The 23068-nt window shown below is 60.8% G+C and carries 20 protein-coding genes; 13 read left to right on the forward strand and 7 right to left on the reverse strand.

Translation table 11 applies throughout. The features are described 5' to 3' along the window. Positions 1 to 3: 3 nt before the first annotated feature. A complete protein-coding gene (locus tag KGB20_RS27085; protein ID WP_154910760.1) occupies positions 4 to 993 on the forward strand; it encodes a sulfate/molybdate ABC transporter ATP-binding protein in 990 nt (329 codons plus the stop codon). Between the two features lie 90 nt (positions 994 to 1083). Here the strand turns inward: KGB20_RS27085 and KGB20_RS27090 are convergent, their stop codons facing one another. After that, positions 1084 to 1608, reverse strand: coding sequence for a DUF962 domain-containing protein (locus tag KGB20_RS27090; protein WP_154910759.1), 525 nt, complete (start codon positions 1606 to 1608; stop codon positions 1084 to 1086). A gap of 83 nt (positions 1609 to 1691) precedes the next feature. Here KGB20_RS27090 and KGB20_RS27095 point away from each other — a divergent pair, with 83 nt between their 5' ends. Next, the gene (locus tag KGB20_RS27095; protein WP_154910758.1) at positions 1692 to 2378 is read left to right on the forward strand and encodes a Crp/Fnr family transcriptional regulator; all 687 of its coding nucleotides are present in this window, start codon (positions 1692 to 1694) and stop codon (positions 2376 to 2378) included. Positions 2379 to 2601: 223 nt separating this feature from the next. Here the strand turns inward: KGB20_RS27095 and KGB20_RS27100 are convergent, their stop codons facing one another. Further along, the gene (locus tag KGB20_RS27100; protein WP_154910756.1) at positions 2602 to 3606 is read right to left on the reverse strand and encodes an AraC family transcriptional regulator; all 1005 of its coding nucleotides are present in this window, start codon (positions 3604 to 3606) and stop codon (positions 2602 to 2604) included. 100 nt (positions 3607 to 3706) lie between these two features. On the opposite strand from KGB20_RS27100, the gene KGB20_RS27105 reads away from it, so the two are divergent. Then, positions 3707 to 4780, forward strand: a complete 1074-nt coding sequence (locus tag KGB20_RS27105) for a fatty acid desaturase (RefSeq protein ID WP_154910755.1) — start codon at positions 3707 to 3709, stop codon at positions 4778 to 4780. Between the two features lie 132 nt (positions 4781 to 4912). Here KGB20_RS27105 and KGB20_RS27110 read toward each other — a convergent pair whose 3' ends face one another. The 3 genes from KGB20_RS27110 to KGB20_RS27120 are packed head-to-tail and all read right to left on the reverse strand — an operon-like array spanning position 4913 to position 8949. Continuing rightward, positions 4913 to 6523 (reverse strand): arylsulfatase, encoded by a 1611-nt coding sequence (locus KGB20_RS27110; protein WP_154910754.1) that lies wholly within the window; start codon positions 6521 to 6523, stop codon positions 4913 to 4915. Between the two features lie 15 nt (positions 6524 to 6538). Then, on the reverse strand, positions 6539 to 7354 hold the full coding sequence (locus KGB20_RS27115) for an ABC transporter ATP-binding protein (protein ID WP_154910753.1): 816 nt from the start codon (positions 7352 to 7354) through the stop codon (positions 6539 to 6541). Then, the gene (locus KGB20_RS27120; protein WP_154910752.1) at positions 7351 to 8949 is read right to left on the reverse strand and encodes an ABC transporter permease; all 1599 of its coding nucleotides are present in this window, start codon (positions 8947 to 8949) and stop codon (positions 7351 to 7353) included. Before KGB20_RS27120 ends, KGB20_RS27115 begins: the two co-directional genes overlap by 4 nt. 402 nt (positions 8950 to 9351) lie before the next feature. On the opposite strand from KGB20_RS27120, the gene KGB20_RS27125 reads away from it, so the two are divergent. After that, the gene (locus tag KGB20_RS27125; protein ID WP_223533223.1) at positions 9352 to 10365 is read left to right on the forward strand and encodes an ABC transporter substrate-binding protein; all 1014 of its coding nucleotides are present in this window, start codon (positions 9352 to 9354) and stop codon (positions 10363 to 10365) included. Between the two features lie 105 nt (positions 10366 to 10470). On the opposite strand, the gene KGB20_RS27130 is transcribed toward KGB20_RS27125, so the two are convergent. Beyond that, a complete protein-coding gene (locus tag KGB20_RS27130; protein ID WP_154910751.1) occupies positions 10471 to 11391 on the reverse strand; it encodes a LysR family transcriptional regulator in 921 nt (306 codons plus the stop codon). 183 nt (positions 11392 to 11574) lie between these two features. Between KGB20_RS27130 and KGB20_RS27135 the strand changes: the two genes are divergently transcribed. The 9 genes from KGB20_RS27135 (at position 11575) to KGB20_RS27175 (ending at position 21831) form a co-directional block, all read left to right on the forward strand. After that, entirely contained in the window at positions 11575 to 12495 is a 921-nt protein-coding gene (locus KGB20_RS27135) for a TauD/TfdA dioxygenase family protein (protein WP_090452452.1), read from the forward strand. Between the two features lie 134 nt (positions 12496 to 12629). Then, entirely contained in the window at positions 12630 to 14990 is a 2361-nt protein-coding gene (locus KGB20_RS27140) for a TonB-dependent receptor (RefSeq protein ID WP_154910750.1), read from the forward strand. Between the two features lie 259 nt (positions 14991 to 15249). Further along, complete coding sequence (locus KGB20_RS27145) at positions 15250 to 16059, forward strand: energy transducer TonB (RefSeq protein ID WP_154910749.1); 810 nt, start codon at positions 15250 to 15252, stop codon at positions 16057 to 16059. Between the two features lie 44 nt (positions 16060 to 16103). Next, positions 16104 to 16829, forward strand: a complete 726-nt coding sequence (locus KGB20_RS27150) for a MotA/TolQ/ExbB proton channel family protein (protein WP_057712499.1) — start codon at positions 16104 to 16106, stop codon at positions 16827 to 16829. A gap of 1 nt (position 16830) precedes the next feature. Further along, entirely contained in the window at positions 16831 to 17232 is a 402-nt protein-coding gene (locus KGB20_RS27155; RefSeq protein WP_223533225.1) for an ExbD/TolR family protein, read from the forward strand. Positions 17233 to 17520: 288 nt separating this feature from the next. Continuing rightward, a complete protein-coding gene (locus KGB20_RS27160; protein WP_008045411.1) occupies positions 17521 to 18102 on the forward strand; it encodes an alpha/beta hydrolase in 582 nt (193 codons plus the stop codon). 55 nt (positions 18103 to 18157) lie between these two features. Beyond that, positions 18158 to 19081, forward strand: coding sequence for a sigma 54-interacting transcriptional regulator (locus KGB20_RS27165; protein ID WP_154910748.1), 924 nt, complete (start codon positions 18158 to 18160; stop codon positions 19079 to 19081). Between the two features lie 254 nt (positions 19082 to 19335). After that, entirely contained in the window at positions 19336 to 20118 is a 783-nt protein-coding gene (locus KGB20_RS27170) for a MetQ/NlpA family ABC transporter substrate-binding protein (protein ID WP_223533227.1), read from the forward strand. 570 nt (positions 20119 to 20688) lie between these two features. Continuing rightward, the gene (locus KGB20_RS27175) at positions 20689 to 21831 is read left to right on the forward strand and encodes an RHS repeat-associated core domain-containing protein (protein ID WP_154910747.1); all 1143 of its coding nucleotides are present in this window, start codon (positions 20689 to 20691) and stop codon (positions 21829 to 21831) included. Between the two features lie 18 nt (positions 21832 to 21849). On the opposite strand, the gene KGB20_RS27180 is transcribed toward KGB20_RS27175, so the two are convergent. Next, positions 21850 to 23046 (reverse strand): AAA family ATPase, encoded by a 1197-nt coding sequence (locus tag KGB20_RS27180; protein WP_154910746.1) that lies wholly within the window; start codon positions 23044 to 23046, stop codon positions 21850 to 21852. Positions 23047 to 23068: the final 22 nt, after the last annotated feature.

The following is a 23068-nucleotide window of genomic DNA, read 5'->3' on the forward strand; positions in this document are numbered from 1 at the left end:
TTCATGTCGATCGAAGTGCGTAATGTCAGCAAGAACTTCCACGCGTTCAAGGCGCTGGACAACATCAGCCTGGATATCCAGAGCGGCGAGCTCGTCGCGTTGCTCGGTCCGTCGGGCTGCGGCAAGACCACGCTGCTGCGGATCATCGCCGGCCTGGAAACTCCGGACCAGGGCAACATCGTGTTCCACGGTGAAGACGTTTCCGGGCATGACGTGCGTGATCGCAACGTCGGTTTCGTGTTCCAGCACTACGCCTTGTTCCGCCACATGACGGTGTTCGACAACGTCGCGTTCGGCCTGCGCATGAAGCCGAAGAACCAGCGCCCGAGCGAAAGCCAGATCGCAACCAAAGTCCACGAACTGCTGAACATGGTGCAACTGGACTGGCTGTCGGATCGCTATCCGGAACAACTCTCCGGCGGACAGCGTCAGCGCATTGCCCTGGCCCGAGCGCTGGCGGTGGAGCCAAAAGTGCTGCTGCTCGACGAACCTTTCGGCGCCCTCGACGCCAAGGTCCGTAAAGAGCTGCGTCGCTGGTTGGCGCGCCTGCACGAAGACATCAACCTGACCTCGGTGTTCGTCACCCACGACCAGGAAGAAGCGATGGAAGTCGCCGACCGTATCGTGGTGATGAACAAGGGTGTGATCGAGCAGATCGGCTCACCGGGCGACGTCTACGAAAACCCGGCCAGCGATTTCGTCTATCACTTCCTCGGTGATTCGAACCGTCTGCACCTGGGCGAAGACAGGCACGTGCTGTTCCGCCCGCACGAGGTGTCGCTGTCACGCCATGAACTGGAAGACCACCACGCGGCGGAAGTGCGGGACATTCGTCCGCTGGGCGCGACAACGCGGGTGACGCTTAAGGTTGAAGGGCAGAGCGATCTGATCGAGGCCGAAGTGGTCAAGGATCACGACAGTCTGGTTGGTTTGGCAAAAGGCGAGACGCTGTTCTTCAAGCCGAAGGTCTGGCAGAAGGTCGCCAACATCTAAAGCAAAAGCTTCGCGAGCAAGCCCGCTCCCACAGGGGGTCTATGTGCACCATAGATCCTCTGTGGGAGCGGGCTTGCTCGCGATTACGATCTAGACAGCAGCACGCTTCGGATTGACCCGCACACCTCCCGCCCGCGCCTCGATCTGCTCTTTCAGGTCATGCCGCATCCCCAGCATGAACGCCAGTTCGGCCACCACAAACAACGGCCCGACAATCAACCCCGTCACATCATCGACGAACGCCGGTTTGCGCCCTTCGTAGTGATGGCCGACAAACTGAATCGCCCAACCGATCACGAACATCGCTACGCCGCTGCCCAGCCAGACCAGCGTGCTTTGCTGCGCCAGCGCATGACCGGCCCACACGGACAGCCCGAGCAACACGGTCATCAACACGCCCAGGCGCAACTCCAGGCGCAGGTAAAACCACGCCGATGCCAGCGAGACGAGTACCGCCGGTGACATCCACACGCCGCCCAGCGACCACTCCGGCCGGGACAGCAACACCGCGACGGCCACCACGATCAGCGGAATGCCGATAAAGTGCGAGGCGATGTTGCGCGGGTCACGGTGGTAGGCAGCGTATTGACTGAGGTGGTCGACGAGGCTTTTCATTGTTGTTCTCCTGTAGGGTGATTGATCATGCCCCGGGGCCATTTCCCGCTCTGTCAGCCAGGCGACAATCTCTAGGAGTTTTCATGGATATGCAGGTCTGGCGTCCACGCCTGATGAGCGGTCAGTGGTTCAGCCATTTGCCTGTTTCCCTACAGGATAGCCTGCTGTCGGCGGCCAAGCTGCGGCGCCTATCGCCGGGGCAGCGGCTGTTCAAGCGTGGCGATCCACCCTGTGGCCTGTACGCGGTGCTTGAAGGCGCGGTGCGCGTCGGTGCCGTCAGCGAGCAAGGCAAGGAAGCGTTGCTGAGCCTGGTGGAGCCGCCGCACTGGTTCGGCGAAATCTGCCTGTTCGATGGCCAGCCACGCACTCACGATGCCTACGGCATGGGCCAGTGCACGCTGCTGCACATTCCCCAGAACACCTTGCTGGCGCTGCTCGATGAGCATCCGCAGCACTGGCGGCAACTGGCATTGCTGATGAGCCAGAAATTGCGCATGACCTTCATCAACCTCGAACAACTGAGCCTGTTGCCGGCCCCGGCACGGCTGGCGCACCGCTTGTTGATGATCGCCGAAGGCTATGGCGAGACCGCCCCACCGCGCCGCGTCCTGCAACTGCCCCAGGAGCAGCTTGCCGCAATGCTGTCGCTGTCGCGCCAGACCACCAACCAGATTCTCAAGGAACTGCAGGGGCAGGGGATCATCGGGCTGAGTTACGGCGAAATTGAAATCCTCGATGCCGAGCGATTGCGGGCACTGGCCACAATCTGACGGTGAACACCGAACCATTGTGGGAGCGGGCTTGCTCGCGAAAGCGGTGTGTCAGTCGATATTGATATGGCTGAACTGACGCCTTCGCGAGCAAGCCCGCTCCCACAGTGGATTTGTGTGAATCCAAAGTTTGTGGTCGCCGAAAAAACCTGTGGGAGCGGCGGTGCGGCAATCCGACTTGCTCGCGAAGAGGCCGGATAAGACAACCCACCTTCAGAATCAATCACCGCAACCCATCCCGAAACTGCCCCGGTGTCATCCCGGTCCAGCGCTTGAACGCGCGGCTGAAGCTGCTGGTGTCGGCAAATCCGAGCAGATAACTGATTTCGCTCAGCGACACTTGCGGGTCACGCAGGTGCAGCAGCGCGAGGTTTTCGCGGCTTTCGTTGAGCAACGTGTCGAACCGGCAGCCTTCATCGGCCAGGTGCCGTTGCAGGCTGCGCAGGCTCAGGTGCAGGGCCTTGGCGATGTGTTCGGCGCTGGGTTCGCCTTCGGGCAGTTGTTCTTCAATGGCATCGCGAACCTTGCGCTCCCAGGTCAGCGGCTTGAGTTGTGCCAGGGTGCGTTTGAGCACGGTTTCGTTGTGTTCGGCCAGTTCCGGGTTGGCGTCATCCAGGTGGCTGTCGAAGTCGACGAGGGCGAACTCCAACCGGTCTTCGTCGGCGCCGAAGTTCATGGGCGAGCGGAAGACTTTATGCCATTGGTGCGCGTCCGCCGGCTCCGGGCGACGCAGGTAGGTCGCCAGTGGCGCGTAGTCGCGACCCAGGCGATTGCGGCAGGTGCGCACGTAAATCGCCATGAACGCATCGATGGCTTCGAAGGCCGGGGCGGGGTTACCGGCCGGGATTTTCAGGCTGAAACGGTAGCGATCCTCGACACGGGTCAGTTCCAATTCCAGGGCGTCACTGACCACCTGGTGATAACGCACGATGCGCTCGAACACTTCCCGCAGGCTGCCGCTGGCTACCAGCGCATAACCCAGCGCATGGAAGGTGGTCGGGCTGACGAAACGCGAAACCCGCAAACCGATCGCCGGGTCACCGCTGGCCTGCACCGCCAGATTCCACAGGTGCGTGGTGCCCGACAGCGGATAGCGCGCGTTCGGGTCGTCCATCAGTTGCGGGTCGAGCCCCGCTTGCTGGCACAAGGCGGTGCTGTCGATGCCCAGGGCATCGAGTTGCTTGCGCAGGGCGCGGGTCCAGCTGGCGAGGGAGGTCGGTTCAGTCATGCTGATTGGCGCTTCCGGTCAACAGGTTGGCGTTCTCGGCTACCGCGTTGCGAGGGTTCGCAAGGCAGGATGCAACCATCAATAACCAGAGGATGGAAGCATGGACGGTACTTCTGCAAGCCCCCAACGACTGAATGCAGCCCAACGATCGGCCCATATCCGCGAAGTGGTGCTGGCCAGAGGCGTCGAGCTGCGCGAGCAATACCCGATTCTCAAGCATCAGGACGCCCTCGGCGCAGGCATTCTGGCCTTCGCCCTGGCTGGTATGGTCGGTTCGGCGGCACTCTATATGACCGGGCACATGGCGTGGTGGGCGTGCCTGCTGCTCAACGCGTTTTTTGCCTCGTTGACCCATGAGCTGGAGCACGACCTGATCCATAGCATGTACTTCCGCAAGCAGAAGGTGCCGCACAACCTGATGATGGGGCTGGTGTGGCTGGCGCGGCCGAGCACTATCAATCCGTGGATTCGCCGCCATCTGCACCTCAATCACCACAAGGTGTCGGGCTCTGAAACCGATATGGAAGAACGCGCCATTACCAACGGCGAGCCTTGGGGTATCGCGCGATTCTTGATGATTGGCGACAACATGATGTCGTCGTTCATCCGCATGCTGCGGGCCAAGACCTGGGCGCAAAAGATCAGCATCGTCCAGCGCACCCTGAAGGTCTACGCACCGCTGGCGCTGATGCATTGGGGCGCGTGGTACGTGTTTCTCGGTTTCCACGCAGCGAACGGCGTTGCACATCTGATGGGCGCACCGATCGAGTGGTCGGCGACCACGTTGTCGGTGATGCAGGTGATCGACATCGCGGCGGTCGTGATCATCGGCCCGAACGTGTTGCGCACGTTCTGCCTGCACTTCATCAGCTCGAACATGCACTACTACGGTGACGTGGAGCCGGGCAACGTGATGCAGCAGACGCAAGTGCTGAACGCGTGGTGGCTGTGGCCGTTGCAGGCGTTCTGCTTCAACTTCGGCAGCAGCCACGGGATTCATCATTTTGTGGTGAAGGAACCGTTCTACATCCGGCAGCTCACCGTGCCGGTGGGACACAAGGTGATGCGCGAGATGGGCGTGCGGTTCAATGATTTCGGTACGTTTGCACGGGCCAACCGGTTTGAGCGCAAGGACGAATTGGTCGGGGAAAAGGTGCGTACTGCTCAGGCTTGATGGTTGTCTGCAAGGGCCTCTTCGCGAGCAAGCCCGCTCCCACATTTGATCTTCAGAGAACACATTATTTGTGAACAACCGAGATCCTCTGTGGGAGCGGGCTTGCTCGCGAATGCGGTGCATCAGGCAATATCAATCCGGCTGAAACGGCGACTCACTCAAGATCACCCCTGTCTCATCCACATACCGCTGCCAATGTTCGATCAAGGCACTGAGCTTCTGCGGTTGGCTCGACGCCAGGTCATGAATCTCCCCCGGATCATTGCCCAGGTCATACAGCTGCCAGGTCGCCGGCCCCACCGGTCCCGGGATGTAAACCGCCTTCCATTGCCCTTGCCGAATCGCCCGACGTCCGAACAATTCCCAACCGGTGACGGTGTGCTCGTCATGCACTTGCGCCGTCTCGCCAGACAAGAACCCAAGCCACGACTTGCCTCGAACTTCCGCCACGGGTTTGCCGTGCCACTGCTTGCCTGGATGACGCACGCCGGCCAGATCAAGAATGGTCGGCGTGATGTCCATTACCGTGCCAAACCCATGGCTGATCTGGCCCTTGAGCGGCAATTGCGGGTAGTGCACCAGCGCCGGAACACGGATCCCGCCTTCGGTCGTGAAGGCTTTGAACAGCCGCGACGGCGCGGTCGCCACTTGTGCCCAGTTCGGCCCGTACCAGACGTAGGAGTTGGCGCGACCGATGTTGTCCAGGCTGTTGTCATAATGCTGGTTGAGATAGGTCAGCAACTGCGGGCCGAATTTCGGAAAGGCCTCCAGCAACGCCCCTTCGGCACCGTTATCGGACATGAACAGGATGAAGGTGTTGTCCAGTTGCCCTTGCTGGCGCAAGTAATCGACAACCCGCCCGATGTTCCAGTCCATGCGCTCGACCATCGCCGCATAAACCTCCATGGCCCGCGCGGAGATCTGCCGTTGCTCGTCGCTCAGGGCATCCCACTGTGCAGTCAACTGGATCAAAGGATGCGGCTCGACATCGGCCTCGATCAGCCCCAGCTTTTTGAGTTTTTCCAGACGCTCTAGTCGCAATACTTCAGGGCCGGCGTCATAGCGCCCGCGGTATTTTTCCACCACCTCGGCCGGCGCCTGCAGCGGCCAGTGGGGCGCGGAAAACGGCAGGTAGGCGAAGAAAGGCCGGGTCTGGTCGCGCTCCTTGAGGTAATGCAGCAGCTTGTCGCCAAAGGCATCGGAGGAATAAAAATCCTTCGGCAGTTCATCGATGAATTGGTCGTCTTCGATGTACAGCGCCGGGGTGGATTTCAGCAGCCGTGGCGTCGTTTCATCGTAGGTCGGCTCGAAGCCGTAATGGTTGGCCGCGCCGGGCAACAGCGAAAACGAACGCTCGAAACCCCGGGCGTGCGGCGCCAGCTCTGCGGTCAGGCCCAGGTGCCATTTGCCGCTCATCAAGGTCTGGTAACCGGCCTCGCGCAGCAGCTCGGGCAGGGCGACCACGCGGTCGTTCAGGTGTCCTTCGTAACCCGGTTTGCCGATCAGGTCCGGGGTCAGTGCTTCGGCCATGGTGCCGATGCCGGCGATGTGGTGGTCGGTACCGGTGAGCAGCATCGAGCGGGTCGGCGAGCAGGTCGGCGCGGTGTGAAAATCGGTCAGGCGCAGGCCATTGCTGGCCAGTGCATCGAGATTCGGCGTGTTGATTTCGCCACCGAAGGCGCCGATGTCGGAAAAGCCCAGGTCATCGGCCAGGATCACTAGAAAGTTGGGACGTTGCGGCATCAAGAATTTCCTTTTTCAGTAGGCAATGAAGGACAACGGCAGATCGCGGACCTGCACCGGCACGGGGGACTGGTAGTGATCGTCGCTGGTGAGTTCGTGAAGCAGTTCCTCGCGTAACTGGTGGAAGTCGAAACTGCTGCGCTGGCGCGGATGGGGCAGGGCAATGTCGACCACTTGTTTGATCCGCCCCGGACGCGGCTCCATCACCACGACACGGTCGGCGAGGAAGATCGCTTCCTCGACATCGTGGGTGACCAGCACGGTGGTGATTTTTGCCCGGGCGCGGATCGCCAACAGTTCGTCCTGCATCTGCTGGCGGGTCAGTGCATCGAGGGCGCCGAAGGGTTCGTCCAGCAGCAGAATCCGTGGGCTGGCCACCAGTCCGCGAGCAATGGCCACGCGCTGGGCCATGCCGCCGGAGAGCTGGTGCGGATAGGCGCGGGCGAAGTCGCCCAGGCCCACCAGTTCGATGAAATCGTGGATGCGCTTGTGCTTTTGCGCAGCGCTCAATGGCTCGTTGACCAGGCCCAGGCCGATGTTGTCGGCCACGCTCAGCCACGGGAACAAGCGGTGTTCCTGAAAGACGATGCCGCGCTCGCCGCCGATGCCGGTGACGGCTTTTCCGTCCACGCTGATTTGCCCGCGAAACTGCGTATCGAGGCCCACCAGCAGCCGCAGCAAAGTGGATTTGCCGCAACCGCTGGAGCCGACAATGGCGACGAACTCGCCCTCGGCGATGTCCAGGTTGAATTCGCGAATGGCCTCAAGTGTGAAGCCGTCGACGTCGAAGGTTTTGCCCACGTGATTGAAGCTGACAATCGGTGCGTTCATGCGTGTCTCCAGCGAGTGGCGCGGATTTCCAGGCGTTGGCCAATGAGGTTGAGCAGGGCGCCGGTCAGGCCCACCAGCAGCATGCCGGCCATGATCAGATCCATGCGCAGCAGTTGCTGGGCGCCGATCATCTGGCTGCCGATGCCGCCGTTGGACGGCATGAAGTATTCAGCGCCAATGGTGCCGAGCCAGGCGTAGATAAGGCTCAGCCGAAGCCCTGCAAAAATCCCTGGCGCCGCGCCCGGTAGTACCAGTCGAACCAGGCGCTGACGCAGACTCAGGCGCAACACCTGCGCTGCCTCGTTCAGTTGCGGCGAGAGGTGGGCGACGCTGCGTTGGGTGGCGATAAACAACGGGAAAAAGGCGGCGAGGGCAACGAACACCCACTTGGCCAATTCCCCCAGGCCGAACCACGCGGTGAGCAGTGGCACCCAGGCGAATATGGCGATCTGACGGATGGCGGCGAGGGTTGGGCCGAGCACGCGTTCACTGGTGCGCGACAATCCCAGCAGCAACCCCAAGGCAAACCCGAGCCCGCCGCCGAGCAGCAACCCGCCAAGGGTTCGGCCCAGGCTCAGGGCCATGCCACCAAGCAATGTGCCGTCGAGCAAACCATCCCGAGTGGTCTGCAGGACGGCCAGCGGGCTGACCAGAATGTTCGCGTCAATCCATTGCTGATCCGAGGTCAGTTGCCACAACGCCAGAAGCGCCAGTGGCAGCAGCCACGGTTGCAATCGCTGCCAACCTTGATAACGCGGCCCGCGACGGATTTCGGCCGTGGCCGGGTGCGGCCAGTGCACCAGTTTCCTGTCCAGCAAACCGATGCCGCGATCCATCGCCACACCGATCAAGCCGATCACCACAATGCACACGAACACGATGTCGAGCATGAACAGCTGCCGGGCCCAGACCATCAGGTAGCCGATGCCTTCACTGGAAGCGAGCAGTTCAACAGCGAGCAGTGAAGTCCAGCCGGCGGCCAGTGCGAGGCGCACACCGGCCATGAATGCCGGCAGTGCGGCAGGCAGCACCAGGCGTCGGATCAACAGGTGCCTGGGCAGGCGCAACACGGCGGCGGCTTCGCGCAGTCTTGGTTGTGCATCGCGCACACCGACCAGTGTATGCAGGGTCACCGGCACCACGATGGCCTTGATCAACACCACCAGTTTCAGCACTTCGCCAATGCCGAAAAACACCATGAACAATGGAATCCAGGCCAGGGTCGGAACTTGCGCCAACCCGGCAAAGGTTGGAAATACCAGGCGCTCCAGTCGACGACTGAAGCCCAGTGCGGCACCCAAAACCGCACCTGCGCTGATCCCGGCCAGCAGCCCCCAGAACAAGCGTTGCAGGCTGATCCACAAATGGTTCCACAACTCGCCTTGGGACAATTCCAGTGCGCTGCTCCAGACCAGGGTCGGCGCCGGCAGGATCTGCTCGCTCATCCAGTGATTGCGGCTGGCGAGCCACCAGAGGCTGAACAGGAGAGTCGGCAACAACCATGGCAACAGCCGATGGTTCAGGCTCGGCCAGCGCTGCTTGCTTTCAAGCGACGGCGCGGGCAATGGCAAGCTGAGCAGAGAAACACGGGCCATGGATGACCTCCGTTGTCGAGTTGCAATACAGGCCTGCTTTTTTGTGGGAGCGGGCTTGCTCGCGAAAGCGGCGTATCAGGCAGCCATGAAGTGACTGACACTCCCTTTTCGCGAGCAAGCCCGCTCCCACAGGGTCCAAGGCGTATGCAAAATTGATCTATAAAAATTAAAATCAATGCTATTGAGAGATAAGCGAAACCATTTAAGGCCTCCATAAGCCACTGCATCCAATGCATTCGAAGAATATTTTTGATGCTGCCAAGGCATACGCCACGGAGAGGTCCGCAGGCGTTGATATAGATCAAAATAGTCTAAAAATGTGAATTTATAGTATTTAAGTGTTGGTTCTACTTGGGCCTACTTTCGGCTCCTCAACGCCCGTTGCCTCAAGGAGCCGCACCCATGAACCTTCCCTTCAAACGTGTCATCAGTCTGTTCGCCGCACCGGCCCTGGCGGGCCTGCTGGCTTTCACGGCCAACGCTGGTGAACTCAAGGAAATCCGCATCGCCGTGCCGGACCTGAGTGCCGGTACCCAGCACAGTGGTGGCGGGGTCGTGGATGTGCTGCGTGATCAACAGATCTTCGAAAAGGCTTTCGCCGATCAAGGCATCAAGATTCAGTGGAGTTTCTTCAAGGGCGCAGGCCCGGTGATCAACGAGGCGTTCGCCAACGGTCAAGTGGACCTGGCCTACCTCGGCGATCTGGCGGCCATCATCGGCAAGTCCAATGGTCTGGATACGCGACTGCTCAGCGCCTCGGCGCGCGGGGTGAAGCATTACCTCGGCGTGGTGCCGGGTTCAGGGATCAAGACCCTGCAGGACCTCAAGGGCAAACGCATGGCCATCTTCCGTGGCACCGCCAGCCAGCTGTCCTTCGATGCGGCGCTGGCTAGCCAGGGGTTGAGCGAGAAGGATGTGAAAGTCATCAACCTCGACTTCAACGCGGCGGTCGCGGCGCTGGCGGCGAAGCAGATCGATGCCTCGTGGGGCGGTTCCGGGCTGACGGCGTTGCAAGCCAAGGGGCTGGCCGAGTTACCGCTAAACACCAAGGATCTGGGCGGTGCGGGCAGCGTGCAGGCGGTGCTGATAGGGACTGGAAAGTTTGTCGATGCGCATCCGGAGGCGGTGGCGAAACTGCTCAAGGCCCAACAGCAGGCCGTGGAGTGGCTGACCCAGGACAGCAACAAGGACGCCTACATTCAGTTGGTGTCGGGGCTGGCGAGTTATCCGGCGGTGATCCTCACACAGGACCTGAAGGATCAGAAACTGAGCGAGGTGTTCCCCTCGACGCTTGACCCGGTGTTCCTCGGCAAATTGCAGGATGCCGTGGACCTGGCTTCGCAGCAGAAGCTGATTCGCAAGTCGTTCAAGGTCAGTGATTGGGTGGTGCCGGAGTTGGCTGCTGCGAAGCTCTGAATTTTTGTCGTCAATGCGGACGCTTTCGCGAGCAAGCCCGCTCCCACATTGGACTTGCGTCGTACACAAATCCAATGTGGGAGCGGGCTTGCTCGCGAAGGGGCCCTAAACAGCAACGCTGATCTGCTGCCTGTCCACCGCCACCAACGTCTCGATCATCGCCCGCGCCGCCGGTGACAACCGGAACCCCGTGCGGCTGACAATCCCGCACCGCGCATTCATGCTCTCAATGTTCTGCGGCAGGTTGCGCCAGTGCAGCAGCGCCAGCGACCCCTGGGCAACGTCCTCGATAAACGCCTCCTGCGTTCCCACGCCGATGGCATTGGATTGCAGCACCACTTTCACCAGCGCCGGAAAATGTTCGGTCTCGATGGTCGGTGAAAAATCCACCCGGCCACTGAGGTTCGCCAGCAGTTTGCGAATGCCCGGCGGGATCTTCGTAGTCGCCAGCGGGTAATCGAACATGTCGTTGGTCGACAGGCTCTCCTTGGCCAGCAGCGGATGCCCTGGCCGGCAGAAAAACACGCCGCGCTTGGGCGTCAGAGCCTGGGTCTGGAAGTTCGGATCGGACTCGAAATGGCGGATGTCGGCGATGAAGAATTCGATCTCTTCACGGCTCAGGGCGCGGCTGAGTTTCTCCCAGTTATCCACCTCGAAACAGGTGCGCACTTTCGGGTGCGCGTTGATGAACTGAGCCACCGCATCCGGTACCAGTTTCACCGCCGGTGCCGGGCCGCAACCGAAGCGCAGTTCACCGGCATCGAGCTTGGTCATCTGCGTCACTTCGCAGCTGAGCAGCGCAGCACCCTGCACCAGGCTGCGGGCATGTTGCAGCACCACCAGGCCTTCAGGGGTGGGGCGCAAATCCTTGTTGCCACGGTCCACCAGGACGCAGCCGAACTCGTGTTCGAGCCCCTGAATGCTACGGCTGAAGGCCGGCTGGGTAATGCCCATGGCCTCGGCCGCGCGCACGAAACTGCGGTGTTCGTCGAGGGCGATGAAGTAACGCAACTGGCGAAGATCCATATGCTTTTCCGGCATCCTAAAAATAGCTCGAAGGCATTTGCGACGAGGGTTGACTGAGGTTTTAAATGCAACCTCTTATTCCGTCAACGAAGCATGCAGATATCTAATAGATCTAAATAGAATATAGATAGAGCAGTGTTTCGCGGCCGGTTCAACCGTAAGCAGTCTGATGAGGGTCTACCCATGAGCAATGCCGCTTTCGCAGTACAACCCGCTGTTCACGCGCTTGAAATCCATCCGGTGGCCGGTCGCATCGGTGCCGAAATCCGTGGCGTACAGCTTTCGGGCGAGCTGGATGCCGCCACTGTTGAAGCCATTCAACAGGCACTGCTGCAATACAAAGTGATCTTCTTCCGCGACCAGACCCAGCTCGACGACCAACGCCAGGAGGCGTTCGCTCACCTGCTCGGCGAACCGGTGGCGCACCCGACTGTGCCGGTGCGCGAAGGTACGCGTTTTCTGCTGGAGCTGGACGGTGCCGAGGGCCAGCGTGCGAGCTCCTGGCACACCGACGTGACCTTCGTCGAAGCCTACCCAAAAGCCTCGATCCTGCGCTCGGTGGTGGCCCCGGCTTTCGGCGGCGACACCCTGTGGGCCAACACCGCCACTGCCTATGACGGGTTGTCGGTGGAGCTGCGTGAGCTGGCCGACAAGCTGGTCGCCGTGCACAGCAACGAATATGACTACGCCGGCACCAGGCCTGACGTCTCGGCCGAGAAGCTGGAGCGCTATCGCAAGATCTTCACCTCGACCGTGTACGAGACTGAGCACCCGGTGGTCCGCGTGCACCCGGTCAGCGGTGAGAAGAGCCTGTTGCTGGGGCATTTCGTCAAACGCATCAAGGGTTATTCCCAGGCCGATTCGGCGCACCTGTTCGGTCTGTTGCAGAGCCATGTGATCCGCCAGGAAAACATCGTGCGCTGGCGCTGGAAGGCCGGTGATGTGGCGATCTGGGACAACCGCTCCACCCAGCATTACGCGGTGGATGACTACGGGACCCAGGATCGCATCGTGCGCCGGGTGACGCTCAAGGGGGAAGTGCCGGTGGGGGTGAACGGGCAGGTCAGCCAGACGGTGAAAGGGCCGGATATCGACGGCGTCTGAACTGACGCTATCGCGAGCAAGCTCGCTACCACAGGGGATCTTCGCAGTTCACAGGATCAGTGTGGGAGCGAGCTTGCTCGCGATGGCGGCCTGGCAAGCAACACAGCATTTACTTTGATCGGGAACCCCGCCTTATGAGTCCGTTGCACCTCGCTTCAACCTCTTCACCCCAACGGCTCAAACGCCTGCCACTGGCCTTGTTGCTGGCAGGCAGCGCCAGTTGGACCCAAGGCTATGCAGCCGACAGCGCCACCCCGGAATCCATTCCGGTCAAGGCCGCCACGGCCGACAGCGCGCAATTGGAAACCGTGACGGTCACCACTCGCCGCCGCGAAGAAAGTTCTCAGGATGTGCCGACGCCGATGAGCGTGGTCAGTGGCCAGACCCTGGAAACCCAGCGGGTCTATCGCATCCAGGATCTGCAGCAACTGGTGCCGAGCGTCAACGTCGCCTACATGCATGCGCGCCAGTCCAGCGTGTCGATCCGTGGCCTGGGCAACAACCCGGCCAGCGATGGCCTGGAAGGCAGTGTCGGCCTGTACATCGACAACGTTTACCTCGGCCGCCCCGGCATGGCTGTATTCGACCTGATGGACATCGAGCAACTCGAAGTGCTGCGTGGTCCGCAAGGCACCTTGTTCGGCAAGAACACCACCGCCGGCGTGATCAACATCAGCACCCGCGCGCCGACCTTTACCCCTGAACGCAGCATCGAATCTTCGGTGGGCGAGGATGGCTACTTCCAGACCAAGGGCACGATTTCCGGCCCGCTGAACGACGAGCTGGCGGGACGTTTTTCCGCGTATCGCACCCGCAGCGACGGTGACATCAAGAATGAATTCGACGGCCACGATTTGAACGGTGGCTCCCGCGAAGGCTTCCGTGGGCAGTTGCTGTTCAAGCCTAACGAGTCGTTCAACTTGCGCTGGATCGGCGACTACAACGAGGAAGATTCCAGCGCCGGCACCCGTGTGTTGTACAACACCGGCCCAACCATCAATGGCACCAACCTGTATCAGACCCGGGCCAACGCGGCGGGCGCGACACTGGTCGACGGCACGCACCGCAAGGTCAACCTGAACAACGAACAGCACGTCACCGTGCATCAGGGTGGTACTTCGGTCGAGGCCAACTGGACGCTGCCAAGCGACTTCACCCTGACCTCTATCAGCTCCTATCGCTGGTGGAATTTCACCCCGCGCAACGATGATGGTCTGAACGTATCCGCCTTCCACAACGCTGGCGTTTCGGTGGAGGATAAGCAGTACTCTCAGGAGTTTCGCCTGGCGTCGCCTACCGGTGGACTCTTCGATTACGTGCTCGGCGCCTACTACTTCGGTTCCGACCTGGACAACAAATCCTTCACCTTCTACGGACCGCAAGCGGACATCTGGAGCGGTACACCTAACGGTGCGCTGAACAACATCGACAGCGTCGGCAACGGTCATATCGAAACCAACAGCTTTGCGCTGTTCGCCCAAGGCACCTGGCACTTGACCGAACGCCTGGATTTCACCGCCGGGCTACGTGGCACCTATGAAGAGAAAAACGCCAATGTCACGCGCGAGGCACCGGTCGGTGGCGTTACGGTAACCGGTGCGGCCGCCGCAGCACGGCGCGGTCGTGCCGGCGCTTTCGATTCCGGCGATCTGAATCAGTACAGCTCCAGCCCCTCGGGTCTATTGAACCTCAGCTACCGCATCACCGACGACCTGCTCACATACGCCACCTTGTCCCATGGCGAAAAGTCCGGCGGGGTCAATCTGGCGGTAGGCACGGCAGCGGTTGCCGGCGCCGACTCGCTGCTGATCGGCACCGAGCGCGCCAATAACGCCGAGCTCGGTTTCAAGAGCACCCTGTGGGACCGTCGCCTGCAACTCAATGCCAACCTGTTCTGGACCCAGGTCAACGGCTATCAGACCAACGCCTACGACGCCATCAATCGCGTGCAATACCTGACGAACGCCGGCTCCGTGCGCTCCCGTGGCGTGGAGTTCGAAAGCACCCTGATCCCGCTGCGTGGCCTGACGCTGAACATCAACGGCTCGTACAACGACGTCAGCTACCTCTCCTACAAGGACGCGCCGTGCCCGCCGGAAGTCAGCCTGGCGCCGGGCGCTCCAGCGTCCTGCGACCTCAGCGGCCATCAAGTGGTCGGTGCTTCGAAATGGATCGGCAACGCCAATGGCGAATACAAATGGAACCTGAGCAACGGCTTCGAAGAGTACGTCACCGCCAGCTATGCGTTCCGCTCCAAAGCGGTGGGCACGGTGGAAGATTCCGACTTCGGGCAGATTCCGAGTTATGCGGTGGTCAACCTGTCCACCGGCCTTCGCGGCGACTTCAACCAGGGGCAGTGGGACGTTTCGCTGTGGCTGAAAAACGCCTTCGACAAAACCTACTACACGACGCTGTGGACGGCCGCCAATGGCGGTTATGAAGGCCTGCTCGGCACACCGCGGACGCTGGGCGTGACCGGTCGATACGACTTCTGACGGAGAAAAACCATGCCTTGGATGAATACTTTCAATGCGGGCAAGGCATCGGTTTTTTTCCACTACGCCGGAGCCCTTGAACGGCGGGCTCTGGCGGTGGGTTGATGGTTTTATATATTCGCTAAAGATCTAAACATAAATTTAAACATTACTTTCAGAACTAAGCGTTCAAGCCAATGATTGCTCTACCAGGACGTCGTCGGGGGATGTTCAGCACGACGTTCCGGTAATCCGCAAAGAGACCGCAGGGAGTTAAACAATGGGCAATGTCCAGACCGCCGCCGGTGCACATGAAGTGCTGTGGCGCCAGGCACCCGGTGGTGAGCTGGTCGACCTCGGCCGACCGCACCGGGTGCCCTTGGGTCAGTTGCGTTTGCAGCGCGCGCCAAAAGGCGTCCTTCGCCGACGGGAAACGATCGTGCTGGGCTTGCTGGCGTTGCTGGTGCATGGCGCGGTGATCTATTGGGTCAATCAGCAACCGACCACCGTGCTGCCCATCGTGCCACCGCAGATTCCGCCGATGACCATCGAGTTCTCGCGTCCGGCGCCACCGGTGGTCGAGCCGCCGCCACCGCAACCTGTTCAGCCAGTGGTTGAGCCGCCTGCGCCCGTGGAAGAGGAACTGGCTGTGAAGCCGCCGCCACCGAAGCCGGTTCCCAAGCCCAAACCGGTTGCCAAGCCGATACCGAAACCGGCGCCCAAGGCCGTTGAGCAACCACCCGCGCCGCCGAAACCGGCAGCGCCCGTAGCGGCTCCTGCGCCACCTGCTCCCCCGGCCCCAGCTCCCGTGACACCTGCTTCAGCGAACGCGGGCTACTTGAAAAACCCGGCACCGGAATACCCCTCGCTGGCCCAGCGTCGTGGCTGGGAAGGCACGGTGTTGTTGCGCGTGCATGTGCTGGCCAGCGGCAAGCCCGGCGAGGTCCAGATCCAGAAAAGCAGCGGCCGCGAGGCGTTGGACGAAGCAGCGCTGAACGCGGTGAAGCGCTGGAGTTTCGTGCCGGCCAAGCAGGGTGATGTCGCCCAGGACGGTTGGGTCAGCGTGCCCATCGATTTCAAGATTCATTAAACCGAAACCAAATTCGCGCGAAACGTTTACACGAGGAATACATCATGACGTTACTGGCATCTCCACTTGAATCCATCGAAAGCGCGGTGATCTGGCTGCTGGTGGTTTTTTCCGTCGCGACCTGGGGTCTGGCATTGCTCAAGGGCGTGCAGTTCGGTCGCCTCAAGGCACAGGATCGAAAGTTTCATCAACAGTTCTGGGCCGCTTCGAGTCTCGACTCGGCGGCCGAACTGAGCGAAACCAGGCCCGGAGCGGCAGCCCGGGTTGCACAGGCCGGTTATGCGGCCATCCAGGTGGGCGAGGCGCCGCAGGCGGCGGACTTGAGCCAGGCGATCAATCATCAGGATCGTCTGGAGCGTGCCTTGCGACAGCAGATCGTGCGCGAGCGCCGGTCGCTGGAAACCGGGTTGGCGGTACTCGCGAGCATTGGCAGCACCTCGCCGTTCATTGGTTTGTTCGGCACGGTGTGGGGAATCATGGAAGCGTTGAAAGGCATCAGCGCGGCGGGCTCGGCAAGCCTTGAAACGGTCGCCGGGCCGATTGGCGCGGCACTGGTCGCCACCGGCGTAGGGATCGCCGTCGCGGTGCCGGCGGTGCTGGTTTACAACTATTTTTTGCGTCGTTTAAAACTGACGGCGGCGGACCTGGATGACTTCGCCCACGACTTCTACAGCCTGGCGCAGAAGAGTTCGTTCCGTGTGCTGATCCACCCGACGGCGCACAAAGTGGCGGCCCAGGGCAGCGTGCAGAAAGTGAAGGAGGCGTCCTGATATGGCCTTCTCCACGCAAGACACCGATGAGGTGCTCAGTGAGATCAACGTTACGCCGCTGGTGGATGTGATGCTGGTGTTGCTGGTGGTGTTCATCGTCACCGCACCGCTGCTGACCAACGCGATTCCGATCAACCTGCCCAAGACCGAAGCGGTGGCGCCGGTGGAGCAGAAAGACCCGTTGGTGGTGAGCATCGACGGTGCCGGCAAACTGTTTATCAACAAGGACGAGATACAGCCGGACTTGCTGGAGTTCAACCTCAAGTCGGCGAAGGCCAAGGACCCCGAGGTGCGCGTGCAGTTGCAGGCGGACGATGGGGTGAATTACGGCGAAGTGGCACGGGCCATGGCGTCGATTGAACGGGCAGGGATTAGCAGGCTGTCGGTGATTACTGCGCGTTAACGGATTTTCGTTTTCCGGGGCCGTCTCCTTGGCAGGGTGCGGCCCTTTTTTTATGCCTCGATTTCAGTAACACCACAAACCCCCTGTGGGAGCGGGCTTGCTCGCGAATGCAGAGTGTCAGGCGACAAGGATGTTGGATCTGATGGCCCCTTCGCGAGCAAGCCCGCTCCCACATTAGATTGAATTGTATATTCGATACTGGTCTTAACAAATAGCTTCTTATTCCTTAACGAATATAAATCCTCTCCCTATACTCGACCGGGAACAGACACGCAGGAGAGCTCCCCCATGCGCAACGAATCAATTCGCTACCTGATTGTGCCGGGCTGGCAAGGATCGCCAGAAGATCATTGGCAAAGCCACTGGCAGAACAGCCTGCCGAATAGCGCACGGGTGGAACAGGCTGACTGGTTGACGCCGCGCCGTGAAGACTGGGTCGCGGCGCTGGCCGAGGCGATTGCCGCCGACAGCACGCCGGTGATTCTCATTGCCCACAGCCTGGGTTGCATCACCGTCGCCCATTGGGCCGCGAGTGCCCCCGTGCAGTTTTTGCGTCAAGTGCGCGGCGCCTTGCTCGTCGCACCGGCAGATGTCGAACGCCCGGCTTGCGCGCCGGCGTTGCGCAATTTCGCACCGATACCGACGGATCTGCTGCCGTTCCCCAGCCAGGTTGTCAGCTCCGACAACGACAGCGCCGTCAGTGCACCGCGGGCCCTGGAGCTGGCGCGTAACTGGGGCGCCGAGGCGGGGATTCTGGCGGGGGCAGGGCACATCAACGTGAAGTCCGGTCACCAGCGTTGGGAGCAAGGTTTTGCCTACCTCTATCGACTGCAAAACCGCATGGAACACCACGCCCTGCGCCGCGCTTGAACACTTTCTTTATTTAACGCCCCCGTCTCCCGGCGGTTTTGGGCGGGAGTCTGCCATGAGCTTTGAAACCTTCGGCCAGCCGCTGCTGACCTTTCCCGATGCGGAAAAAAGTCCCCTGAGCATCCGCGCCAAGGCGCTGGTGTTTGTCGATCCGCGTTCACGACAATTACGTGAAGACCTTGAGCAACTGGCCACGCGTTCAGTGTCAGTGCTTATCCGTGGCGAAACCGGCACCGGCAAGGAGTTGCTGGCCCGCCATATCCACCGTGCCAGTGATCGCGGCGGGTTGTTCGTGTCGGTCAACTGCGGCGCCATCAGCCCGACCTACGCCGACGCCGAATTGTTCGGCTATGCGGCGGGCAGCTACAGCGGCTCGGCGAGCAGCCGCGCCGGGTGGTTCGGTTCGGCCAATGGCGGCACGCTGTATCTGGACGAAATCGGCGACCTGCCGTTGCCGATCCAGATCAAATTGCTCGCTGCCCTGGAGAACCACGAAGTCACCCGCGTCGGAGCCCATCAGCCGAGCCCGGTGGATGTGCGTCTGGTGGCGGCCACCAGCATCGATCTGGCCCAGGCGGTTGCCGCCGGAAAATTCCATGAACGCCTTTATCACTACCTCAGCGAAGGCCAACTCGAGCTGCCGGCACTACGCGAGCGGGTGGGGGATATCCTCTCGCTGGCGGAGTACTTCCTCGGCATCTACAGCCAACGCCTGGAGCTGCCGGTGCCGCTGATCAGCGAGGCCGCGCAACGCGTGCTGGAACGCCACAGATGGCCGGGCAATACCCGGGAACTGGAAAACGTCATCCACTTTGCGCTGTTGGTGAGTACCGGCGACGAGATCTTGCCGGAGCATTTGAATTTGCCTGATGAAGGTCTGGGACAGATCGAAAAGCAGCTCAAGCAGATTCTTGGCAACGGTACCGACGCCGAAAAAGACGCCTTGAAACAAATACTTAAAGGCACCGGCCTCCTGTAGGAGCGAGCCTGCTCGCGATGGTCTTCAACGATGACGCGGGTTTTCTGAATGCCCGCGTTGTCCTGGCGACCATCGCGAGCAAGCTCGCTCCTACAGCTGTATGAACAAAATGGAATATGAAGCTGAATAAACGTTATTGTTCGGGAATAAAAAATCCCGGTATTGTCCGCTTCACGCCAGCGATAGCACTTCACTGGCACTCTCATGTTCAAGCCGTCGCCACAAGCGACTGTGATTCTCGATAAGGACACTGCATGAAAAAGGTTCTGTTGTTCACCGCACTGGCGGCTGCCCTGACCGCGGGCCTGGCCCAGGCTGGCGAGAAACTGGTGGTTGCCGCGACCCCGGTTCCACACGCCGAGATTCTCGAGCTGATCAAGCCAACCCTCGCCAAAGAAGGCGTGGACCTGGAAATCAAAGTCTTCACCGACTATGTTCAGCCGAACGTGCAGGTCGATCAGAAGCGTCTGGACGCCAACTACTTCCAGACCCTGCCGTACCTGAAGAGCTTCAACGAAGGCAAAGGCACTCACCTGGAAACCGTGATCGGTGTTCACGTTGAACCCTTCGGCGGCTACTCGAAAAAAGTCAAAACCCTGGCTGAACTGAAAGACGGCGCGACCATCGCCATCCCGAACGAAGGCAGCAACAGCGGCCGTGCCCTGATCCTGCTGCAGAAGGCTGGCCTGATCGAGTTGAAAGACCCGAAAAACGCCCTGGCCACGCCGAAAGACATCGCCAAGAACCCGCACAACTTCAAGTTCAAGGAGCTCGAGTCCGCGATGTTGCCGCGCGTGCTGGATCAGATCGACCTGGACATGATCAATACCAACTACGCGCTGGAAGCGGGTCTGAACCCGGCTAAAGACGCCCTGGTGATCGAAGGTGCCGATTCGCCTTATGTGAACTTCCTGGTGGCCCGTCCGGACAACAAGGACAGCGTTGCCATCCAGAAACTGGCCAAGGCCCTGACCAGCCCGGAAGTGAAAGCCTTCATCGAGAAGAAGTACAGCGGCGCGGTACTGCCTGCGTTCTGATTCGCGAAGCAAACCCCTTCAAGGTTTCAAACGCCGACGGCTGATTTAGCGTCGGCGTTTTTTTATGGGTGCTCGATTTAACTGTGGCGAGGGAGCTCTTGTGGCGAGGGGGGCTTGTCGGGGCGCCGCATCGCCCCGTTCGAATGCGCAGCATTCGCCCAGGGGAGCGCGGGAGATCTGTTTGGGGCCGCTTCGCAGCCCAACGGGGGCAAGCCCCCTCGCCACAGGGAGCCGGTTGACTCTGGATTGCTCAGGCCGGCCCGGCCTTCAAGGCCCTGCGCAACGCCATCAAGAGTTTCAGAATGTCCTGCGGATCCAGCCGTTGCGGCGGTTGTACGTCTGCCATGTTCTCGTCCTTGTGAGATTTTGGCCGGGATTCTGGCCAAAAGTGGTTTGTCCCTGGAGCGGTGTTTCGAAAAAAAGATCCTTCCTACGGCGCAATGGAAAGTAGCTGTTCTCTCTTGTCTGGGCAAATTCGGGCGACGGCTTTCTCCCGGCACTAACAGTTCTGCTAGGTGTCGGCGCATTCAAGCGGGTGCAAACTGCTTCCTTCGCCGGGAGTTGAACCTCATGAGCCCAATGACTCGCCCCCTCAATCGCTACCGCTATGATGCTCTGGATCGGCTGGTCGAACTGGAGCCGCTGGAGCTGGAAAAATTGACCCGGTTCTACCGCGGCGAACATCTGGTGACGCAACTGAAAGGACAGGATGCGTACAGCGTGCTTCAACACGACAGGCAACGGCTGGCAGTGCAATCGTTGGACGGTGGCGAGCGCAACAGCCTGTTACTGGTCACTGATCAGCAACGCTCGGTATTGCAGATGACCGGCCCCGACGGAGATGTGCGTCAGGTCTACGCGCCCTACGGTCATCGGCGGGTCGAGAGTGGTCCCGGTGGTTTGCTCGGATTCACCGGCGAAGTGGTCGATCCGGCCACCGGCCATTATCTGCTGGGTAACGGGCATCGGGCGTTCAACCCGGTGCTGATGCGCTTCAACAGACCGGACAGCTTGAGCCCGTTTGGGCGGGGCGGACTGAATGCGTATGCGTATTGCCTGGGGGACCCGGTGAATTTCAGTGACCCGACGGGGCAGTTTGCCAGGTTGATCACGAGCCTGTTCAGCGTGGCCAATGCTCGAATTACCATGTCGCCCGCTATTCCCTTCAAGTTGGCCAAGGATGCTTTGCAATGGGGTGCAGCAGGTCGGTTAGCCTACAAATACACCCTCGGTGCAGCAGGCTCGACTGTGGCGGGAATGGCGACGATGGCTTCAGCGCTGACGGGTGTTGCCAGTGCTGTTGCGGGTATTACCGGGGACTCTGAGGCAGCTAAAACTCTCGGGTTTATTGCATTAGGATTAGCGGGACTTACGTTGGTATCGAGAGCGACTGTTTACTGGGCTGCGCGTGATCCCAAGACTGTCCCTGCCTTGAAGCGTTTTGTGGAGAACAAGGGGCGAGTCGTTACAACGGGTGAGGCACCGCCTGACCGGTTCCTGCCATCGGCACCACCTGAGTCGCCTTCCTTTTTTGCCCCGGGTTCGCCCTCGGCCCCGCCACTATCACCAGGCGCATTCAGATCAGGCCCCCTGAAGCTGGCTGGCAAGCGATCCTATGATGAAATGCTTGAAGTAGGAACTAACTGGCCAATCCTGGTGGCCAGGCGTCAGTGGTCGCCGCTCAAACCGAACAAAAGAATTCGAAGGACCTGAGTGGTCCACCTCTAGATCTCAATCCGGCCAATACCACGCCGGCTCATCCAGCATCCGCTGCCCGACAATCCCGGTCTGTCCGAGATTCTTCTCCAGCACGATGCAATTGCACTCCGGGTCCTCCTGCAACGCCGAAATCAAACGTCGGGCGTGGGACACCACCCATACCTGGCACTGCTCGGACGCGCGGATGATCAAGCGCGCCAGCGCCGGCAGCAGATCCGGGTGCAGGCTGGTTTCCGGTTCGTTCAGCACCATCAGCGTCGGCGGGCGTGGCGTCAGCAGCGCTGCGACCAGCAGCAGGTAACGCAACGTTCCGTCCGACAACTCGGCGGCCGACAGCGGCCGCAACAAACCTTCCTGAAAGAACTCGATGGCGAAGCGCCCACCCGGCAGAGGTTCGATGTTCAGTCGTGCGCCGGGGAAGGCGTCGCTGATCGCCGCCCGCAAGGCCTCGGGGTCGCCAATTTCGATGATCGTCTGCAAGGCCGCCGCCAGATCGCGTCCGTCGTGGTGCAGCACCGGCGTGCGGGTGCCCAGTTGCGGTTGCCGCGCCGGGGCGTCGGCATCGCTGCGAAAGTGATCGTAGAAGCGCCAGCGGCGGATGAACTCGCGCATCTCCAGCACTTCCGGCGAACTGCGCAGGCTGCCGACCTGATCGAACAGGCTGTCGAAAGTCGGCGTGTGCTGCGCCAATACATCCCACTTTCGATCGGCGCGGGCACGTATCATCGGGCCGTCACGATCGACCAGCAGACTGGCCGGGCGATAGAACGCTCCGGCCCACAGGCATTCGCGTTTGATCTGCGGGTCGAGGCTGAAGTAAGACGGTATCGGCGTGCTGCGTCCGGGAAGCATGAAATGGCCGTTGGAATCGGGCAGGCCGAGGCTGATCGAGTAGCCGAAATCCTCTCCCGCAAACCCCAGGCGCAGGCGTTTGACGCCCTGGCGCACGGTGGGCTCGATGGCGACTTCGCCAGTGCGCATGCGCCGGGAGATGGTTTCCGGGCCGGCCGGGAAGGTCGAATCCAGGCCACCTTCACGGGCCAGGGCATTGACCACCCCGCCGTGGGCGGTTTCCGCCAGCAGGCGCAGCGCGCGGTACAGGTTGGACTTGCCGCTGCCGTTGGGGCCGGTGATCAGATTCAGCCGTCCCAGCGGGATCACCAGTTTGTTGATCGAGCGGTAATTGGCCACCGCGAGGGTCTTGAGCATTTGGGTTCCTGATGGGGGATCG

The organism is Pseudomonas sp. BF-R-30, from assembly GCF_019956175.1.
Taxonomy (GTDB): domain Bacteria; phylum Pseudomonadota; class Gammaproteobacteria; order Pseudomonadales; family Pseudomonadaceae; genus Aquipseudomonas; species Aquipseudomonas jessenii.

What these genes read in the sequence shown, in the direction of transcription:
- KGB20_RS27085 (WP_154910760.1), top strand. Translation starts at nt 4, where the DNA reads ATGTCGATCGAAGTGCGTAATGTCAGCAAGAACTTCCACGCGTTCAAG.
- KGB20_RS27090 (WP_154910759.1), bottom strand. Translation starts at nt 1,608, where the DNA reads ATGAAAAGCCTCGTCGACCACCTCAGTCAATACGCTGCCTACCACCGT.
- KGB20_RS27095 (WP_154910758.1), top strand. Translation starts at nt 1,692, where the DNA reads ATGGATATGCAGGTCTGGCGTCCACGCCTGATGAGCGGTCAGTGGTTC.
- KGB20_RS27100 (WP_154910756.1), bottom strand. Translation starts at nt 3,606, where the DNA reads ATGACTGAACCGACCTCCCTCGCCAGCTGGACCCGCGCCCTGCGCAAG.
- KGB20_RS27105 (WP_154910755.1), top strand. Translation starts at nt 3,707, where the DNA reads ATGGACGGTACTTCTGCAAGCCCCCAACGACTGAATGCAGCCCAACGA.
- KGB20_RS27110 (WP_154910754.1), bottom strand. Translation starts at nt 6,523, where the DNA reads ATGCCGCAACGTCCCAACTTTCTAGTGATCCTGGCCGATGACCTGGGC.
- KGB20_RS27115 (WP_154910753.1), bottom strand. Translation starts at nt 7,354, where the DNA reads ATGAACGCACCGATTGTCAGCTTCAATCACGTGGGCAAAACCTTCGAC.
- KGB20_RS27120 (WP_154910752.1), bottom strand. Translation starts at nt 8,949, where the DNA reads ATGGCCCGTGTTTCTCTGCTCAGCTTGCCATTGCCCGCGCCGTCGCTT.
- KGB20_RS27125 (WP_223533223.1), top strand. Translation starts at nt 9,352, where the DNA reads ATGAACCTTCCCTTCAAACGTGTCATCAGTCTGTTCGCCGCACCGGCC.
- KGB20_RS27130 (WP_154910751.1), bottom strand. Translation starts at nt 11,391, where the DNA reads ATGGATCTTCGCCAGTTGCGTTACTTCATCGCCCTCGACGAACACCGC.
- KGB20_RS27135 (WP_090452452.1), top strand. Translation starts at nt 11,575, where the DNA reads ATGAGCAATGCCGCTTTCGCAGTACAACCCGCTGTTCACGCGCTTGAA.
- KGB20_RS27140 (WP_154910750.1), top strand. Translation starts at nt 12,630, where the DNA reads ATGAGTCCGTTGCACCTCGCTTCAACCTCTTCACCCCAACGGCTCAAA.
- KGB20_RS27145 (WP_154910749.1), top strand. Translation starts at nt 15,250, where the DNA reads ATGGGCAATGTCCAGACCGCCGCCGGTGCACATGAAGTGCTGTGGCGC.
- KGB20_RS27150 (WP_057712499.1), top strand. Translation starts at nt 16,104, where the DNA reads ATGACGTTACTGGCATCTCCACTTGAATCCATCGAAAGCGCGGTGATC.
- KGB20_RS27155 (WP_223533225.1), top strand. Translation starts at nt 16,831, where the DNA reads ATGGCCTTCTCCACGCAAGACACCGATGAGGTGCTCAGTGAGATCAAC.
- KGB20_RS27160 (WP_008045411.1), top strand. Translation starts at nt 17,521, where the DNA reads ATGCGCAACGAATCAATTCGCTACCTGATTGTGCCGGGCTGGCAAGGA.
- KGB20_RS27165 (WP_154910748.1), top strand. Translation starts at nt 18,158, where the DNA reads ATGAGCTTTGAAACCTTCGGCCAGCCGCTGCTGACCTTTCCCGATGCG.
- KGB20_RS27170 (WP_223533227.1), top strand. Translation starts at nt 19,336, where the DNA reads ATGAAAAAGGTTCTGTTGTTCACCGCACTGGCGGCTGCCCTGACCGCG.
- KGB20_RS27175 (WP_154910747.1), top strand. Translation starts at nt 20,689, where the DNA reads ATGAGCCCAATGACTCGCCCCCTCAATCGCTACCGCTATGATGCTCTG.
- KGB20_RS27180 (WP_154910746.1), bottom strand. Translation starts at nt 23,046, where the DNA reads ATGCTCAAGACCCTCGCGGTGGCCAATTACCGCTCGATCAACAAACTG.